This is a genomic window from Pseudomonas sp. B37(2017) (assembly GCF_002112885.1).
Lineage (GTDB): Bacteria > Pseudomonadota > Gammaproteobacteria > Pseudomonadales > Pseudomonadaceae > Aquipseudomonas > Aquipseudomonas paraglycinae.
The window spans coordinates 304469-320796 of record NZ_NEIX01000007.1; the positions used below are offsets into that span (position 1 = coordinate 304469).

Annotated in this window: 11 protein-coding genes; 1 reads left to right on the forward strand and 10 read right to left on the reverse strand. The window is 60.9% G+C overall.

Annotated elements, in window-relative coordinates:
• The first annotated feature begins 100 nt into the window (after positions 1 to 100).
• Entirely contained in the window at positions 101 to 2806 is a 2706-nt protein-coding gene (locus CAF90_RS19375) for an RHS repeat domain-containing protein (protein WP_085608132.1), read from the forward strand.
• An 83-nt stretch (positions 2807 to 2889) separates the two neighbouring features.
• On the opposite strand, the gene CAF90_RS19380 is transcribed toward CAF90_RS19375, so the two are convergent.
• The 10 genes from CAF90_RS19380 to CAF90_RS19425 form a co-directional block, all read right to left on the reverse strand.
• Positions 2890 to 4341 carry a mannose-1-phosphate guanylyltransferase/mannose-6-phosphate isomerase gene (locus CAF90_RS19380; RefSeq protein WP_085608133.1) on the reverse strand — a complete coding sequence of 484 codons (1452 nt, stop codon included), beginning with the start codon at positions 4339 to 4341 and terminating at the stop codon, positions 2890 to 2892.
• 106 nt (positions 4342 to 4447) lie between these two features.
• The gene (locus tag CAF90_RS19385; RefSeq protein ID WP_085608134.1) at positions 4448 to 5104 is read right to left on the reverse strand and encodes an alginate O-acetyltransferase AlgF; all 657 of its coding nucleotides are present in this window, start codon (positions 5102 to 5104) and stop codon (positions 4448 to 4450) included.
• Between the two features lie 14 nt (positions 5105 to 5118).
• Positions 5119 to 6294: an alginate O-acetyltransferase gene (locus tag CAF90_RS19390; RefSeq protein WP_007957303.1), complete on the reverse strand. Its 1176-nt coding sequence runs from the start codon at positions 6292 to 6294 to the stop codon at positions 5119 to 5121.
• 10 nt (positions 6295 to 6304) lie between these two features.
• Positions 6305 to 7870: an MBOAT family protein gene (locus tag CAF90_RS19395; RefSeq protein WP_085608135.1), complete on the reverse strand. Its 1566-nt coding sequence runs from the start codon at positions 7868 to 7870 to the stop codon at positions 6305 to 6307.
• 193 nt (positions 7871 to 8063) lie between these two features.
• Positions 8064 to 9188: a mannuronate-specific alginate lyase gene (locus CAF90_RS19400; RefSeq protein WP_085608136.1), complete on the reverse strand. Its 1125-nt coding sequence runs from the start codon at positions 9186 to 9188 to the stop codon at positions 8064 to 8066.
• 8 nt (positions 9189 to 9196) lie between these two features.
• Positions 9197 to 10648, reverse strand: coding sequence for an alginate O-acetyltransferase (locus tag CAF90_RS19405; protein WP_007957307.1), 1452 nt, complete (start codon positions 10646 to 10648; stop codon positions 9197 to 9199).
• A 10-nt stretch (positions 10649 to 10658) separates the two neighbouring features.
• Positions 10659 to 12230, reverse strand: coding sequence for a mannuronan 5-epimerase AlgG (gene algG, locus CAF90_RS19410; protein ID WP_085608181.1), 1572 nt, complete (start codon positions 12228 to 12230; stop codon positions 10659 to 10661).
• 26 nt (positions 12231 to 12256) lie between these two features.
• Positions 12257 to 13744, reverse strand: coding sequence for an alginate export family protein (locus CAF90_RS19415; protein WP_085608137.1), 1488 nt, complete (start codon positions 13742 to 13744; stop codon positions 12257 to 12259).
• Positions 13741 to 15147: an alginate biosynthesis TPR repeat lipoprotein AlgK gene (gene algK, locus CAF90_RS19420; protein WP_085608138.1), complete on the reverse strand. Its 1407-nt coding sequence runs from the start codon at positions 15145 to 15147 to the stop codon at positions 13741 to 13743. Before algK ends, CAF90_RS19415 begins: the two co-directional genes overlap by 4 nt.
• 9 nt (positions 15148 to 15156) lie before the next feature.
• On the reverse strand, positions 15157 to 16326 hold the full coding sequence (locus CAF90_RS19425; protein WP_085608139.1) for an alginate biosynthesis protein Alg44: 1170 nt from the start codon (positions 16324 to 16326) through the stop codon (positions 15157 to 15159).
• Between the last annotated feature and the right edge of the window lie 2 nt (positions 16327 to 16328).

The following is a 16328-nucleotide window of genomic DNA, read 5'->3' on the forward strand; positions in this document are numbered from 1 at the left end:
TTGGTCGGGACTGTAATTTCTGACAGTAGCCGGATCAGCGCTGAGCCTGCTCAGATGCCAGAGCTACAAAGAACGCCGGTCGCGCGAGGATGCACGGTTAATGAGCTTGCATATCAATACGCCGAGGATGTCTGTGTTCGAGCCGCGCGGCTTAGAGGTTCGCACGGTCGACTATCATCGAGCCATCGAGAGCGGGACGGTAGAGTCCCGGATCAACCGCATCCTGCATGATTCTGCGGGGCGTGCGGTAAAACACTGGGACCCGCGGCTTTGGCTGTCGCAAGCCGGCGACCCGCTGACGCCGGCCAATCTGACGCAGGTGTTTGCTCTGGACGCCACGGTGATTCGTTCGGACAGTGTCGATGCCGGTACGCAAATCGAGTTGAAGGGACTCGCTGCACAAACGATGTTCAGTTGGGACAGCCGTCAGACGCAGCGCGAGATCGAGCACGACAATCTGTTGCGCCCCGTCGCGATATTCGAAGAGGGAAAGGGCGAGCCTCGGCGTTGTGTCGAGCGCCTGACCTACGGTCATCCCGGCAGCGGGGATCAGTCGCGTAACCAGTTCGGTCAACTGATTCGTCATGACCATCCAGCCGGCAGCGTGCTGTTCAGCGCGTTTGCAATCATCGGCTCATGCACTGAAGACACCCGCCACTTTACGCAGGAACCGCTGACACCCGACTGGCCGGAGCAGGAGGCGGATCGCCCGCAACTGTTGGAGCCTGGCGCTGGTGCGACATCGCAGTGGCGCCATGGTGCGCTGGGCGATGTGCTGGAGCAGACGGATGCCCGAGAGAACCGGCATACATTTGCGCTGACCGTCGATGGCCACTTGCACGAGCGCCGCTTGCGGTTGAAGGGGAAGCCTGAGCAGATCCTGGTTACTGACATTCGCTACAACGCGCAAGGCAATGTCACGCAGGAAACTGGTGGTAACGGTGTGCGCACCACCCGGATCTATCGCCCCGAAGACGATCGCCTGTTGGGCCTTCGGTCCGAAGATGCTAACGGTCTCGTGTTGCAACACCTGAGTTATGGATACGACAGGATGGGCAATGTCCTGAGTATCGAAGACAAGGCACTGCCGATCCGTTACTTTGCCAACCAGCGCATCGAGCCGGTCAGCCGCTTTGTCTACGACAGTCTTTACCAGTTGATCATGGCTTTCGGCTGGGAAGCCGGCACTGTCAGTCAGGGCCCGCAATCGATGGGGCGCATCGACCCTTCGGCGATCAGCAACTATCAGCAGACTTACGAATATGATCCCGGCGGCAACCTGCGCAACCTGATTCATGTCGGCCCGCAAAGTCATGGGCGCAAACTGCAACCGGCGAGTTTCAGCAACCGCTCTTTGCCCTACGTGAACGCCATTCCCGGCGATTCGGAAATCGAAGCTGCCTACGACCGCAGGGGCAACCTGTTGCAGCTGGAACCGGGGCGGATGCTGAGCTGGAACCTGCGTAACCAACTGCAATCGGTCAGCCCGGTGGAACGCGCCTCCGGGCTCAACGACCAGGAGGTCTATCTCTACGAGTCTGGCAGTCAGCGAGTACGCAAGATCCGCTCATTACGAACCAACGCCCGCACCCTGATTGCCGATGTGCGCTATTTGCCTGGACTGGAATTGCGCACCGTCAACGGTACCGGTGAACGGTTGCAGGTCATCATTGCCGACAACGCTCGAGTACAGCACTGGGAGAGCCCGCCGCCTTCGGGACTCAACGATCGGTATCGATACCAGCATGTCGATCACCTGGGGTCGGTCAGTCTGGAAACCGCCGATGACGGTGCGGTGATCAGCCGGGAAAGGTTTCACCCATACGGTACCAGTGCCTGGCAGGACGGCGAATTCAGCTACAAATACATCCGTTACTCGGGCAAGGAGCGTGATGCCAGCGGGCTTGATTACTACGGTTACCGCTACTACATCCCGTGGTTGCAGAAATGGAGCAATCCGGATCCGGCAGGTGTGGAGGCAGATGGCATCAATCTTTTCCGAATGGTGAGAAATAATCCGTTGACGTTTTTTGACGAGCAAGGCGAGGAATCAAAGTCCCATTCGGCGGTACGCACGGCCATCGAGATTTTTGAATCGTACAAGGACAATTACAGCGATACGGACAGAGTGAAGCCCTACACGATGATGAATGACATAACCGAAGGCAAGCTCAAGTTCAAAACTACAAAGGCACCACCTGCGGTGCTCGAAAAGACCAAAGACTTGAAATTTACCTTGCGTCATTACTCATACAACTTCGCGACGAAGGGCGCGGCACCGTCACATATGGACATCAAGTCAAACTTTTCTCTGGTCAACAGCAAATTGAAGGCGTTGGGTGGAAAAGGTGGCAATACCAGCGAAAAGGATTGGACCAAGGCTGGGAATATGGGATTCACCTTCTTTCTTTTATCCATAAACGGAGAAGTGAACGAGCGCAGATTTCTAGCGGGCATGACGCATTTTGCAGAGTATGACCTTGAGGACGACAATGCACTCAGGAGCGCCTTTGGTGACAGCTACGACAGCCTGGAGTTTTTTGCTTCTCCGGATGTACTAGATCCGAAGCACTCATCCGACTTGAGCGCAGTTCCGATGATCAAAGGCCGATTGAAAGAGTTGAAGGCATTGCTGATAGGCAATTCGGGAATCAGTCCCGTGCAGGTGGGAAGAATGAATGCACGGACAATGCTGGACAGTCTCGACAAGTCATTCCACGGAACGCTTGAAATCAAAACTCCTGGATCGGTAAAAGTCAGTACCTGGCATAAAAAAGTACAGGCCGGGGCTTCCAAGGCTGCATGAGCGTCAGCAAGAAGCCCCCGCCCAACCCGCTGCGGATAGGGGACGCAGCGGGCTGGACGGGGGCTTCTTGTTTTACGGAACGCTTACTGCGCGATGGTTTTCACCGACACGCCGCGTTCGATCGGGGTCGAGCGACCGTAGATGTCCTCGAAGCGCTCGATATCGTCTTCACCCAGGTACGAGCCCGACTGCACTTCGATGATTTCCAGCGGGATCTTGCCCGGGTTGCGCAGGCGATGCACCGAGGCGATCGGGATGTAGGTCGACTGGTTCTCGCAGAGCAGGAACACGTTCTCGTCGCAGGTCACTTCGGCGGTGCCGCTGACCACGATCCAGTGTTCGGCGCGGTGGTGGTGCATCTGCAGCGACAGGCACGCGCCCGGCTTGACCGTGATGTGCTTGACTTGGAAGCGACCGCCCATGTCCACCGAATCGTAGGAACCCCACGGACGGTAGACCTCGCAGTGGTTCTGGGTTTCGCTGCGGCCCTGCTCGTTGAGGGTGTTGACCATCTGCTTGACGCCTTGGACCTTGTCCTTGTGGGCGATCATCATGGCGTCCTTGGTTTCGACCACCACGATGTTTTCCAGGCCGATCACCGACACCAGTTTGCCGTTGCCGTGGATCATGCAGTTCTTGCTGTCCTGGATCACCACGTCGCCCTTGCTGACGTTGCCGTTGGCGTCCTTCTCGTTGACTTCCCACAGCGACGACCAGCAACCGACATCGCTCCAGCCTGCAGTCAGCGGCACCACGCAGGCGCGCTGGGTTTTTTCCATCACCGAGTAGTCGATGGAGTTGTCCGGGCAGCAGGCGAAAGTGGCTTCGTCGAAGGTGATGGTGTCGTTGTCCTGAGCGCTGCGCTCAAGGGTCAGCAGGCAGGTGTCATAGATGTCCGGATCGTGCTTTTTCAGCTCTTCGAGGAAGCGGCTGGCGCGGAACAGGAACATGCCGCTGTTCCAGTAGTAACCGCCGGACTCGACGTACTCGGTGGCGCGTTTGACGTCGGGTTTCTCCACGAAGTGCGAGACGCGGCTGACGCCTTCCGGCAACAGCGAATCGCCGGTGGACTTGATGTAACCGTAGCCGGTTTCCGGTTTGGTCGCCGGTACGCCGAACAGCACCATCTCGCCGTTTTCGGCGGCGACGGTGGCCAGGGCGAGGGCGCGTTGCAGGGCTTTCTGGTCTTCGAGAACGTGGTCCGCCGGCAGCACCAGCATCAGTTCGTCGCGACCTTCATTGACCAGCATCATCGCGGTCAGCGCCACAGCCGGCGCGGTGTTGCGGCCGAACGGTTCCATCAGGATGCGCTGGCATTCGAGGTTCCGGGTGCTCAACTGCTCGTTGACGATGAAGCGGTGATCCTTGTTGCAGACCACGATCGGGGTGTCCATGCCTTCGAACACCAGACGCTCGAGGGTTTGCTGGAACAGCGTGTGTTCGCCGGTCAGGGCGAGGAATTGCTTGGGAAACTGCTTGCGCGAAAGCGGCCAAAGACGTGAGCCGCTACCACCTGACAAGATCACCGGAATCATATTGTTTACTCCATAAAATCGATTGGGTCAGAGCCACGAACGTTGTGTCGTTTCACTCTTGTTGTTATTCCGTGCCGGGCAGCGACGGCTGCCCGGTTTCATGTGCTTAGCGGGTCGACACCGGGCGTTTCACCCAGACCGGCGACAGGTTGCTGCCGTTGCCGGTGACGTACAGCACGGCTGCTTCACCGCGCTCCAGGGCGACCGGCTTCACGTCGCCGACTTTCTTGTCGCCTTCGTACAGCGCGAGGCTGACTTTGACCGGGTTGATTTCACGCTCGCCACGGCCCTTGGCGGCCACGTTAGGCACCACGTCGGTCTTGCCGTCGGCGGTCTTCAGGGTCAGCGGCTTGTCGCTGAGGTTCTGCACGCGCACCAGGGATTTCTGCTTGTTCTTGAACGGTGGTTCTTCGATCAGCTGCGGCGCGCCGGAAGCGTTGTTGACCAGGGTGTAGTAGTGGTCACCGGCGAGTTTCACCGGCAGGGTCTGGCTGCCGACCTTGGCGCTGTAGTCGCCGCCCGGCATGAAGCTGAAGTCGCTGCTGGCCAGCGGCGCGACGTCGCTCAGATTGGTGCTGCCGACGGTGGCGCTGACTTCAGCGTTGCTGGCGTTGTAGACGCGTACGAAGGTCGAGCCTTTCGGTGCAGTCGGGCCGTACAGCGCAGCGTCGCCACCGGCGAAGGCCTGGACCGACAGCACGCTCAGACCCGCAACCAGAGCGAAGCGTTTAGCGAGACGACGAGGAGTAGTAGTGAAAGTCATGGTGTACCTCTCTTTCAGTTTTGCGCCCGATCGGGCGTCTCGGATTTAGTGTTGATTGCTACGTTTTGTTGGCGCGCGCCGGCTTGTTTAAGCTCTGCGACCCACTGCGGGTCGGCGTCGCCGATTTCGTTGTTCACAGGCAGATATCGTTCAGGAAACTCCCAGATCAGCACCTGTGGCGGGCTGTTCTTGAAGTCGTCGCTTTTCAGGTAGCTGAGCATCGGCAGGATCGGGCCGTGGCCGTCTTCTGCGTAGTTGACGACGTCGCTGTGCAGCGCTTGCTTGAGCGCACCGACGAAGTTCCAGTTGGGGTTGGCGCTGTAGCTGGTGCCGATCAGCGCGACCGGCACTTCGCTGTTGGCGAACAATGCGTCGTCACCGGCAGGCTGCTCGGCGGCGGCCACGGTGTTGCGCTTTTGCAGCGGCTCTTGCGCCGGCATCAGGTTTTCGAACAGCGGATCCAGCGGCAGGAACAGACGCAAGTCGCCCTTGTGCGTGACCTTCTCCGCCGGGGTGGTGACGAAACGCTGCGGCTCGCCGCTGAGCGGGAACTTGTCAGCGATGGTCTTGGCCAGGGTGTTGGCGGCGATTTCCGCGCCTTCCGGGGTCCAGTGGGTGTCGGTGCGCAGGAACACTTGTTGACCGTTCTGCTTGGCGGCTTGCAGTGGGCCGAGCAGGTCGGGGGCAAGGATCTTGTCCGCCGCGACGCGAGCGTGGAAGTCCTGATAGAGGTTGGCGTGAATGCTCGCCGGCTTCACTTCACCCAGGTGCTCGGGGTACAGGCGAACCTTGGCCGGCACGATCGCCATCACCAGTTTCACGCCTTTCTCTTTCAGGGTCTGGCGCACGCCTTCGACCAGCGCGTAATTGCCTTGCAGGTTCAGCTCTTCGTTGACGATCGGGTTGAATTCCTCATCGCTGTACAACCACTGATCGCGACCGAGCACCACGCCCGGACGACCTTCGTTGAACAGTTTGAAATCCAGCGCGGCCCAGAGATTGGTGCCCAGACGCTTGATCGGGAATTCATCGTCGTAGTGGGTTTCCACGGCTTTGGTCCAGCGGCCGTTGAGCACCGTCGCGTCGGCGTTGGTGCTGAAGCCGAAGAAGCTGCGCACCGACCACAGACCGAGCACCAGCAGGGTCACCAGAAACAGCGCGATGTAGAAGATGCGTAATGAGCGGGTCATGTCAGATCCCTCAGAACTGGAAGTAAAGGAACGGCGAGAAGCTTTGCGCCGAGAGTTTGAGAATCGAGGCGATGAACAGCAGCAGGATCAGCCCGCGCATCACGTAGCGCGACCAGTCCGCCGTCCAGTAGGCCGGTTGCACCTGGGCTTCGACGCCGACGGTGTAGCCAGGCTCGTGGATGCTCGCCGGGTTTTCGCCCGGGGCTGCCTTGATCAGGCCCGGTTGCGCGCCGGCAGGGCCGTCGCTCTCGACGTTGACCGCAGGTTTGGTCTTCACCGGAGGCTGGTTGGTGTACAGATCACGCAGGCCGAAGAACGCCAGGGTCACGTAAGCCACCACCAGAGTCGCCACTTGCAGACCGGTGAGGCTGGCCTGGTTGAGTTCCGACAGCGACCAGTCGCCGAAGCTGAACATCGCGCTGTACATGCGGCCGGCAACGTGCAGGTTTTCGGCACGAAAGATCACCCAGCCCATGACTACCAGCAGGAAGGTCAGCGCCCAGCGGATCGGGTTGAGGCTGCGCGGCGAAGTGTTGAGGCCCAGCGCTTTTTCAATCGCCAGCCACATGCCGTGCCACGCACCCCAGACGATGTAGGTGATGTTCGCGCCGTGCCACAGACCACCGAGCAGCATGGTCAGGAACAGGTTGCGATAGGTCATCAGCGTGCCTTTACGGTTACCGCCGAGGGTGATGTAGAGATAGTCACGCAGCCAGGTCGACAGGCTGATGTGCCAGCGGCGCCAGAACTCGGTGATCGACTGGCTGATGTACGGCTGCTTGAAGTTTTCCATGAAGCGGAAACCCATCATCAAGCCCAGGCCGATGGCCATGTCGCTGTAACCGGAGAAGTCGAAATACAGCTGCGCGGTGTAGGCCAGCGCGCCGAGCCAGGCATCGCCCGTGGTCGGGTTTTGCAGGGCGAAGCAATGGTCGGCCACCACGGCGAGGGTGTCGGCGATGAAGACCTTCTTGATGAAACCCTGCATGAACCGCGTGCAGCCCTCGGAGAACTTGTCGAGGGTGTGGGTGCGGTTGTTGAACTGGTCGGCCAGGTCACGGAAACGCAGCACGGGACCGGCGATCAGGTGCGGGAAGATCGCCACGAATGCCGCGAAGTCGATCAGGTTGCGGGTAGCCGGGGTATCACCGCGGTAGACGTCGATGATGTAGCTGATCGACTCGAAGATGTAGAACGAGATACCGATCGGCAGCAGCACGTGGGTCAGGATGAACGGCTCGAGACCGACCGACGTCATCATTGCGTTGATGCTGTCGACGCCGAAGTTGGCGTACTTGAAGTAGCCGAGAATGCACAGGTCCACCGCCACGCCGAGCAACAGCCAGCGCTGGGCCGGTTTGGTGCGCACGCCGGCGGCGCCGACTTTCAGGCCGATCCAGTAGTTCCACAGGGTGACGCCGGCGAACAGCGCCAGGAAGTCCACCCGCCACCACGCGTAGAACACGTAGCTGGCGATCAGCAGCAGCAGGTTGCGATAGCGTTGCCCGCTCAGGTAGTACAAGCCGAGAAAGATCGGCAAGAACAGAAACAGGAACACGTTGGATGAAAATACCATCCCGATCTCTCCATGTTTGAACCAACAGTCAAGGGCCAAAGCCCCCCCAAACCCCCCACAAAAATTCAGAGGGCGACATCACTTCACTGTGGGAGCGGGCTTGCTCGCGAAAGCGGAGTGTCAGTCGACATATTTTTTGAATGTCAGACCGCATTCGCGAGCAAGCCCGCTCCCACAGGGTTTATCGGTGTACTCAAGAGCCTTTGTTGCCCTTTTCATGGGATGGGTCATAAACCTTGGTCAAATCCCCGCCGAGGCGAAAGGTCTTGAACGGCTGCATCCCGTGCTTCTTCTCGATCACATCCGGCGAACAGGTGTAGAGGGTGCAGAACGGTTCGAGCCAGGCGAATTTCATGTCCTCTTTCAAATCGGTCATGTCCTGCTCTTTGCCGTTCTTCTTCTCGAAGTCCTCGGGATCTTTCACCCCGGCCAGCACCCGGTCACCCAGGCGTTTCAGTGCGCCGTTGTTTTCCTGACGCAGATCCACGCCGTTGACCTGGGCGAAACTGGCGATCATCGCCAGCGGCGGCAGGGCGTAGTTGTGATAGGCGAGGGCGCGTTGCTGGCGCTTGAGTTCGTTCGGCAGGTAACCGTCGGCATCGACCTGATTGACCCCGACCTTGTATTCCTTGACCGCCCAATCAAACAGGTCGCGGCGGTTGGTGGCGACCGATGTCGCCATCACCGACCACGCGGCCCAGTACGAGTGATTGTTGGTTTTTTCCAGTGGCAGGTTGTCCCAGTCGCTGACCACCTGATCGGCCATCTTGCTGAACCAGGCCTCGATCAACTGCGCTTCCTGCTGGTGCTGGGCCAGCGGATGGGAGTCGGAGAACTTCAGGCGAATGTACGAAGAGGCCATGCTGCCCAGCGCCCATTTGCGCATCGACTTGCCGGTGTGGTTGAAGTCTTTCGACATCAACGCATCGGCCTTGGCCCAGGTGGTGAGCCAGTTGAGCGTGCAATCGAGTTGTTCCGGACGACCGTCGCGCATGAACTGCATCACCCGTTTGGCGGTGCCGCGCTCTAGGGTGGTGATGTCTTTGGTGGTGTCGCGGAAGGCCTTTTCCGACTGCACGTTCAGCGTCGCGCGGGCCTTGTCCGAGCCTTCGTATTTGCTGCGAAATTGCAGCGGCCCGGTGTAGGGCGCCGGCATCGCGTCGCAGCCTTCGCTCTTGTCACCTGTCTTGAATTTATCCACAGGCGCAAAGTAGCCCTGAGGGGGACGCAGCGGCGCGGCGGCCTGCGCGGTGCCGGCGAAGATCGCCAGCCCGAGCAGCGTGGGTGCCAGAAGAGTTTTCAGTTTCGGATTTCGCATAGCAGACCTCATTGCCCGACCTGAGCGGTTTGTGGCCCAGCGCCCGGGAATACGTTGCGTTTGCAGATTTTCGCTTCGACTTTCTGTGGCGCGGTGCCCGCTTCCGGGCCCTGGACTTCGACCGCCAGCAGGTTTTGCGAGGCCCAGTCTTCGTCCGTGCGCAGCTCAAAGGCGAAACGACCGTCGGTGTCGGAGGTTTCCGGTTTCTCGATCTTGATGTCCTCGTGGCGACCGTTCATGTACCAGAGGGTGGCTTGCAGGGTTTTCACCGAGGTGTCGGCGAAGCGGATGTCGACCTGATGGCTGCTGTTCTGCAGGTTCAGGTTCTTGCTGTTGACCAGCAGTTCTTGTTTGCTGCCCGGCTTGAGCGTGGTGCTCGCGGACATTTGCGCGTCTTTGCCTTCGCAGCCGTTGTCGAGCAGGGACATCATTTGGCGATAGATGGTTTCCTGGTCGAGGCGGTACAGCGGCGAGAATTCCCAGATGAGAATCTTCGGTGGCGTCTTCTGGAATTCGTCGCTGCCCAGGTACTGCAACATCGAACCTTCCAGACCGCCGCCGGGGAACGCGACGTTGAGAATGTCGGCGCCGATGGCTTCTTCAAGGAAACCGGCGAAGTTGTAGTTCTTGCCGCTGTGCGAGGTGCCGACCAGCGTGATTTGCGGATTGCCGGAATCACCGAACAGGTCGCCGTCACCGGCCTCGCCTTTCGGCTCGGTGGTGAACTGGTCCATGTACTGGATCGCGTAACTGGTGCCGCACAGTTGCCCGGCCATGTTGTGCAGGGTGCCGGTCTTGCCCATGCGTCCGGAGCGTTTGGTTTCGAACTCACGCTTGGGAATGTCGGCGAAGGCCGGGATCTGCTTGACCTTCTCGGCGACGATTTTCGCCGTGCGCTGGGCACCGTACGGCGTCCAGTGCTGGTCACCACGGAAGTAGAAGTCGTGGGCGGGCAGGGTGTCCGGCAGCGATTCGTTGGTCAGCGGCGACAGGTCCGGCACCACGTAACCCATCTTGGCGAAACGGCCGAGCATGGTCTTGTAGTTGCCCAGTGCTTTCTCGTAATCGAACGCGGCTTTTTCTGCCGGGTTGAGCTTGTTGCGGTTCACCAGGCCACGGGTCGGCTGGTAGACGATCACCAGTTCGACGCCTTTGGCCTTGAACGCATCGTGCAGCTGTTGCAGGCGTTTGTAGCCGGCCGGGGTGGTGTTGAACTCGGTGCGCAAATCTTCCTGGGTCCGGAACAGCCAGTCGCCCTGCGCCTGCACCAGAGTGGTGAAGTTCTGCTGGTAGCGAGTGGTGTAGTTCTTCGCGTCGTGGGCGGCCGGGCACAGGCTGCAGCACGGTTCGGCGGTGAACTGCGGCGCTTTCACTTCGTCCGCGCGAGCGCCGTTGCTGGCCGCCAGAATGCCCACGGTCAGGGCCGACAGGCTGAGTAATTTGATCAGGTGTGGGTGCATAAAATTGTCCTCAGTCCCGCATTTCGGTCTGGCGTTCGACAGGGTCGATCAGCACGGCTTTCTGCTGGCGCACCAGCAGGTCGAGAATTTCATCCTGGCGCTCGCCGAGGATGCCGTTGAAGCTGATGCCGCTGGATTTGGTCGGCGCCAGCATCGACACGCGATACAGCTCGACACTCAGGGGCGAATCGATCGACAGCGGGCCGCTGCCGTTGGCCGCCAGTTCACCGCCGACCACGATCAGCGAGACCTGGGCGTCGAACGGGTCGAGCTTGATGTCACGGTCGGTGTCGGTCAGGTCCTTGATGTGCCCGTAGACGCCGGTCAGGCCGTTGGCCATGGCGACGTTTTCGTAGAGGCGGATGTTCACGCTGTTACGAATGCGGATGCCGTGGCGCTTGTTGCTGATGACCTTGTTGCCCCACAGCAGGTTGTCGGCGGACTCGTAGAGGGTGATGCCGTCGGTGTGGTTCTTGTAGATCTCGTTGTAGGCGATGATGTTGTTGACGCTGTTACGGTCGATCACCAGCCCCGAGAGGTGGTTGTCATAACTTTTGTTGTTGAAGATGAAGCTGTCGTTCACCTCACGGGAAATGATGATCCCGTGCTTCTTCTTCGTGCCGTACACCGTGTTCTCGGCAATGATCAGACCGTGGGAACGGTCGTGCGGGTCGATGCCGTAGACGATGTTGTCCTTGTAGGTGTTGCCCTTGACCACGAAGTCGCGGGTCTCGTAGCAGTAGAAGCCGTACCACATGTCCGAGAACTCGGAGCCGACGATCCAGCCGGTCGGCTCGGGACGCTTGAGCACCTTGGCCATGTTCGGCGTGTACTGGGAAATACTCACGCCGTAGGACTTACTGTTGGCGTAGCCGAAGCTGGCCATCTTGCTGTTGACGATGTAAGTCTCGGTGCCGCCCCAGGCCAGCAGGAACGGGCGGAATTCCTTCGGCGAACGGAAGGTTGCCGGGCCGTTTTCCTTCTCGCGCCAGCCGGTGACCTTGGTGTCACGCACGAACAACTGGCCGTCGTTGACCAGGAACGAACCGGCCTCCTGGGACAGGCGCAACTCCTGGGTCTGGCCGTCGATTTCGAGGATGCCTTTGCGGCCGACCACGATCGGCAGCTTGGCCAGATACACGCCCGGCGAGGTTTCGCTGAAGTACTGCTTCGGCAGCTTCTGCGCCAGCTCTTTCAGGTTCATGTAGCCGTCGTCGACGAAGATCGCCTGCGGGATGCCGTGCTGACGCACCACCCATTCGGCCATCTTGTTGTCGCCGCCGATAAAGTCTTTCAGGGCGTCTTCCTGCATCATCCGGCGCACGCTGATCTTGCCCGGTTTGCTGCGCACGATTTTCGCGGCGGCGGCTTCGGCGGTGTAGCCGGAGAGGTCGGGCAATTTCGGCTTGGCCAGTTCCAGCGCTTCGGTCGGCGCGCTGCTGACGGTGTAGGTCTTGGCCTGTTGCAGCTCCTTCGCGGTGGTCACCGGCTTGGCCGGTTCCACGTTGGCGAAGGCGCCAGCCGAGGCCAGCAGCATCGCGCCGGCCAGCAGGCTGAGTGAGCCTTTGCGGGCACTGTTCATGTCGGGCACTCCCTTGGCGGTCAGCATCAGAAGCGCCAGATCACGTCGATGAACGCGCGGTGCATGTACGAATCGACCTGGCTGCCATAGGCATCACCCGGCTTGAACACGCCGCCACGGAAACGCACCAGCGCCGAAGGCTCGTCGATCGACTGGCTCAGCGCCGCCGGCAGCAAGCCTTGCTTGAAGTACTTGGTGACCACCAGATCCATTTCCTGGCCCAGATCCTTGTTGCCGTCCTGCAGTGGCAGCGAGGTGCTGGAGAGGATCGCGCCGGTGACGTCGTCGGTGTTGTTTTCCACGGCGTTGATGCCGTTGCTGCCCACCGGCTTGTTGCCGTCCACACGCCAGAACTTGTGGTAGATCAGGCTGGCGTCGTACTGGTCGTTGAGCATCCACGAACCGAACAGGGTGGCGGTCTGCATGTTGTTCATTTCGCCACGGAAGGCTTCGCCGAAACGGTGAACCCGCGAGCGTGTACCGGTGTAGTTCGAGCGGTTGCTTTCCAGGCCGTTCTGTTCGTAATCGGCGCTGGCACGGGCGTACGCCGCACCGACCTGCCATTGCGGATCGAGGCGCAGACGCACACCGATGTCGGTGGCCCAGCCGTCGACGTTGTCGCTGCGCTTGGCCTGCGCCGGGCGGGTGCCATCGGCGTTGAGGGCGTTGACCGTGTCGCGGTCGCCGCTCATGCCGGTGATGCTGCCCCAGTAATTGACGGTGTTGGTGTTGCGCCAGTTGTAGGCGTCGCTGTCGGCGGTCAGGCCGAGCCAGCTGATGTCGCCGTTTTCTTTCTTGTCCAGCGAGTCGCCAGCCACGCCCGGCTCCGGATAGTCGAGCTTGCCGTCGTCATGGGTGTGGTGGCCGCGAATGCCGACCCAGTTGCCCGGCGTCCACTGGTAAGCGGCATCGGCGTAGGCGTGCAGGCGATCCTTGTCTTTCGGCGCCAGCTCCTTGAGGTCGGTGCGGTATTCGCTGAAGCGTTCGGCAACACCGGCGTTGGCGCGCAGCAGGGTGGTGTCGAAGGTCCAGTTCAGGGCTTCGATGTTGGTGTCGCGCCACTGGCCGTCGTCATTGCGCAGGCGCTGGCGACCGAACTTGAGGATCTCGCCGGGGTAGGGCGTCAGGCCGCTGTAGCCGACCCAGAATTCGCGCATCGCCAGGTAGTTTTTCTTGGTCTTGCGGTCGCCGTTGTCGGTGGTCTGGGTGCCTTCGCTGTCGGACTGCTGCAGGGTGTCGGTCTCGATGATGTCGGTCGAGGTCACGGCCTGGCCCATGGCGTAGGCGCTCCACGCACCGCTTTCGCCGTAGACCCAGGGACGCAGATCGAGGCCGACACCGTTGACGTCGCCGCCACTGGCGGTGCCGAGGTCTCGGTCGTCTTCGGACTGGCCGGTGATTTTCACTTCGAGGCCGAAGTTCTTCGATTCAGTCATCGCGGCCAGGGTCGGGCAAGACCAGATCAGCGCGAACGTGAGGCCAATGCCGGCCTTCACAAAGGGATTCAATTTCATAATTTTTCCTCGCCGTCTTCTTCTTGCAGGGCGTGCAGTTGCAGCGTGTTCTGGCTCAGGGCGCCACGGGTCGCCTGTTCCTGTTGCAGCAGGCGCTGGGCTTCGGCCAGGCGCTCGGGCGGCAGTTGCGCGGCTAGGGCGGTCGCCAGCTCATCGGCTTGCGGAGTGTTTTGCGCCTTGGCCAACTGGCTGAACACGTAGGCGTTGAGCGGGTCGGGCTTGGTGCCCTTGCCTTGGGAAAACAGCTGGGCGATGGCGAAGTCGGCGCTGTTCTGGCCGTTGCGCGCAGCGGTCAGCAGATGGTCGAGGGCCTTCTGCGGATAGACCTTGCCCAGGTAGCCACGGCGGTAGATCTGGCCGAGGTAGTAATCGGCGGCAACTTCACGGCCGACGGCTTTCTGGAAATGTTCCTCGGCAACTTTCGCGTCGGCCGGAACCAGTTTGCCTTCGTAGTAGAGCTTGCCCAGCAACAGTTCGGCGCGCGGCTGGTCGGCGGCGCGGCCGTTGTCCAGGTACTTCATCATCTGGTCGGTGTCGCCCAGTTCCGGGAAGTCATACAGCAGTTGTGCGAGGGTGACCCACGACGCCGGGTAGCCCGGCGCGATCGGTTCGAGCAGCGACTGCGCGGTTTTTTCGTCGGTCTTGCCCAGGGTCGAATCGGCCAGCACACGGGCCACCGAATCCACCCGCTGAGCACTGACGGTGCCGCGGCTGTAACCGGCCTGCAGCTGCTTGATCAGCTCGGCCTGTTGCTCCGGCGCGCCACGTTTCTGGTAGACCGTGGCCAGCTCGACGTAGCAGATGTCGGTGGTGTTGAGCGCGGCCTTGCAGATCTTTTCCACGTCATCCAGATGCTGGTCGTAAGTGCCCTGGGTGCGATACAGCAGCACCTGGGCGAGACCGGCTTCCGGGTAACCGGATTTGCGCCACTGATCGATCTGCTGCTGAGCGTTGATGTTCGGGAAGCTGTGCGGGTATTGCAGGTACAGCATCGCGAGCGGGATCAGCGTGTTGCCTTCGCCACTGGCGGCGGCTTTCTTCAGCAGGCTTTCGGCTTCCTGATGCTCGGCTTCGGTGGAACCGGGCTTGGCCACCAGCAGACGACCGAGTCGGGCCTGGGCACGCGGCGAAACGCTGGCGGCGGCGCGGTAGGTGGCTTCGGCCTGTTTCATTTGTTCCGGGTCGCGGCTGTCGACCTGGATATCGGCGAGGCCCACCTGGGCTTCGCTGTAACCCAGGTCGGCCAGCGCACGGTAGTTCTGCGCGGCGGTCGCGGTGTCACCGCGCTTGAGCGCTTCGCTGGCCAGACGCTGGTCGGGCAGGCCGGCGCAACCGGCCAGGGCGATTGCCATGGCCAGCGTCAGCGGGACCGGCAGGATTCTGATAGGGCTCGTCACGGGCATGTCCTCGACTTAAAGACCGGCAGCCATGGCTTTGTCGATCAGCCAGTTCAGGTTCGGACCACGGTCGCTGTTCACTTCCACCGGGCGGCCGGCGAAGCGGCTGTCCAGCGGCTCGTCAGGCTGGATCTGCACGCGGATGTCGGAGGACAGGTCAGCGCTTTTCAGGCTGGTGCTGCTGACGATCTTGCCGGTGCGGGTCTTGTCTTCGCCGGCGATCTGGAAGCTCACCGGAGTGCCCGGACGCACGTCGCCGAATTGGCGATAGGAGAAGCGTGCATCGACGGTGGCCTGGGTGTTGCGCGGTACCAGCGAGAAGATCACGTCACCTTTGCTCGCGTATTGACCGTCAGCCACCAGTTGCTGGGCCACGGTGCAATCGCAAGGGGAGGTCAGGGTGCCGGTCATTTGCTTGCCGAACAGTTCTTCAACCTTGGCCGGCGACAGTTGATCTTCTTCCAGATGGCCCTTGAGCACGTCGAGCATGCTGGTGCTGAACGTCGCCAGCGGTGCGCCCTTGGCGGCGACGCCATCGGACTTCACCAGGCTCTGCACGGTGCCGTCGCGCGGCATGGTGATGTTCATGCCCGGCACGCTGACCAGACCGGCCTGTGCATGGCTGACGAAGTACATGCTGTACACCGATTTGAAAATGAACCCCGCCGCCACCAGGCCGACCGCGAACACACCGGCGCTGAAGGTCACGGCTTTCAGGCGACCGAACGGGGTCATGCCGTGGCCGCCGTCCTTGACCTTGCGCGCCTTGGTGAAGTTGTCGCGCTGCAGGGTCGCCAGCACTTCGCCGATGCTGACGATGTCGCCGGCCAGGTGCGAAGTGATCAGGTGACGCAGGGTCGAAATGTCCTGCGGTTCGAGGTTCTGGAACTGGCAACCGGCACGACCGGTCTGGCGGTCGAAGGAGCGCACCTGCAGCTCCACGTCCATGGCCAGGCCGAGGTTGTCGATGACGAATTGCAGACGCGCCTTGTACACCTCGCCGACGGTCAGCGGCAGTTGACCGGCATTGAACGCCAGGCCACCGGCAGACAGGTCGATGACCCGCGCCTCGACGGGCGTCCGGTCAGGGCCGAAGAACCGCAGCTTGGCCGGGATTTTGACCCGGGCGTGCTGACGCTGGGCTTCGGATTCATGCACTACGTTGGCGTTGACGGCGGTATTCATGG

Coding starts and splice junctions, on each gene's coding strand:
- CAF90_RS19375 (WP_085608132.1), top strand. CDS start 101: ATGAGCTTGCATATCAATACGCCGAGGATGTCTGTGTTCGAGCCGCGC.
- CAF90_RS19380 (WP_085608133.1), bottom strand. CDS start 4,341: ATGATTCCGGTGATCTTGTCAGGTGGTAGCGGCTCACGTCTTTGGCCG.
- CAF90_RS19385 (WP_085608134.1), bottom strand. CDS start 5,104: ATGACTTTCACTACTACTCCTCGTCGTCTCGCTAAACGCTTCGCTCTG.
- CAF90_RS19390 (WP_007957303.1), bottom strand. CDS start 6,294: ATGACCCGCTCATTACGCATCTTCTACATCGCGCTGTTTCTGGTGACC.
- CAF90_RS19395 (WP_085608135.1), bottom strand. CDS start 7,870: ATGGTATTTTCATCCAACGTGTTCCTGTTTCTGTTCTTGCCGATCTTT.
- CAF90_RS19400 (WP_085608136.1), bottom strand. CDS start 9,188: ATGCGAAATCCGAAACTGAAAACTCTTCTGGCACCCACGCTGCTCGGG.
- CAF90_RS19405 (WP_007957307.1), bottom strand. CDS start 10,648: ATGCACCCACACCTGATCAAATTACTCAGCCTGTCGGCCCTGACCGTG.
- algG (WP_085608181.1), bottom strand. CDS start 12,230: ATGAACAGTGCCCGCAAAGGCTCACTCAGCCTGCTGGCCGGCGCGATG.
- CAF90_RS19415 (WP_085608137.1), bottom strand. CDS start 13,744: ATGAAATTGAATCCCTTTGTGAAGGCCGGCATTGGCCTCACGTTCGCG.
- algK (WP_085608138.1), bottom strand. CDS start 15,147: ATGCCCGTGACGAGCCCTATCAGAATCCTGCCGGTCCCGCTGACGCTG.
- CAF90_RS19425 (WP_085608139.1), bottom strand. CDS start 16,326: ATGAATACCGCCGTCAACGCCAACGTAGTGCATGAATCCGAAGCCCAG.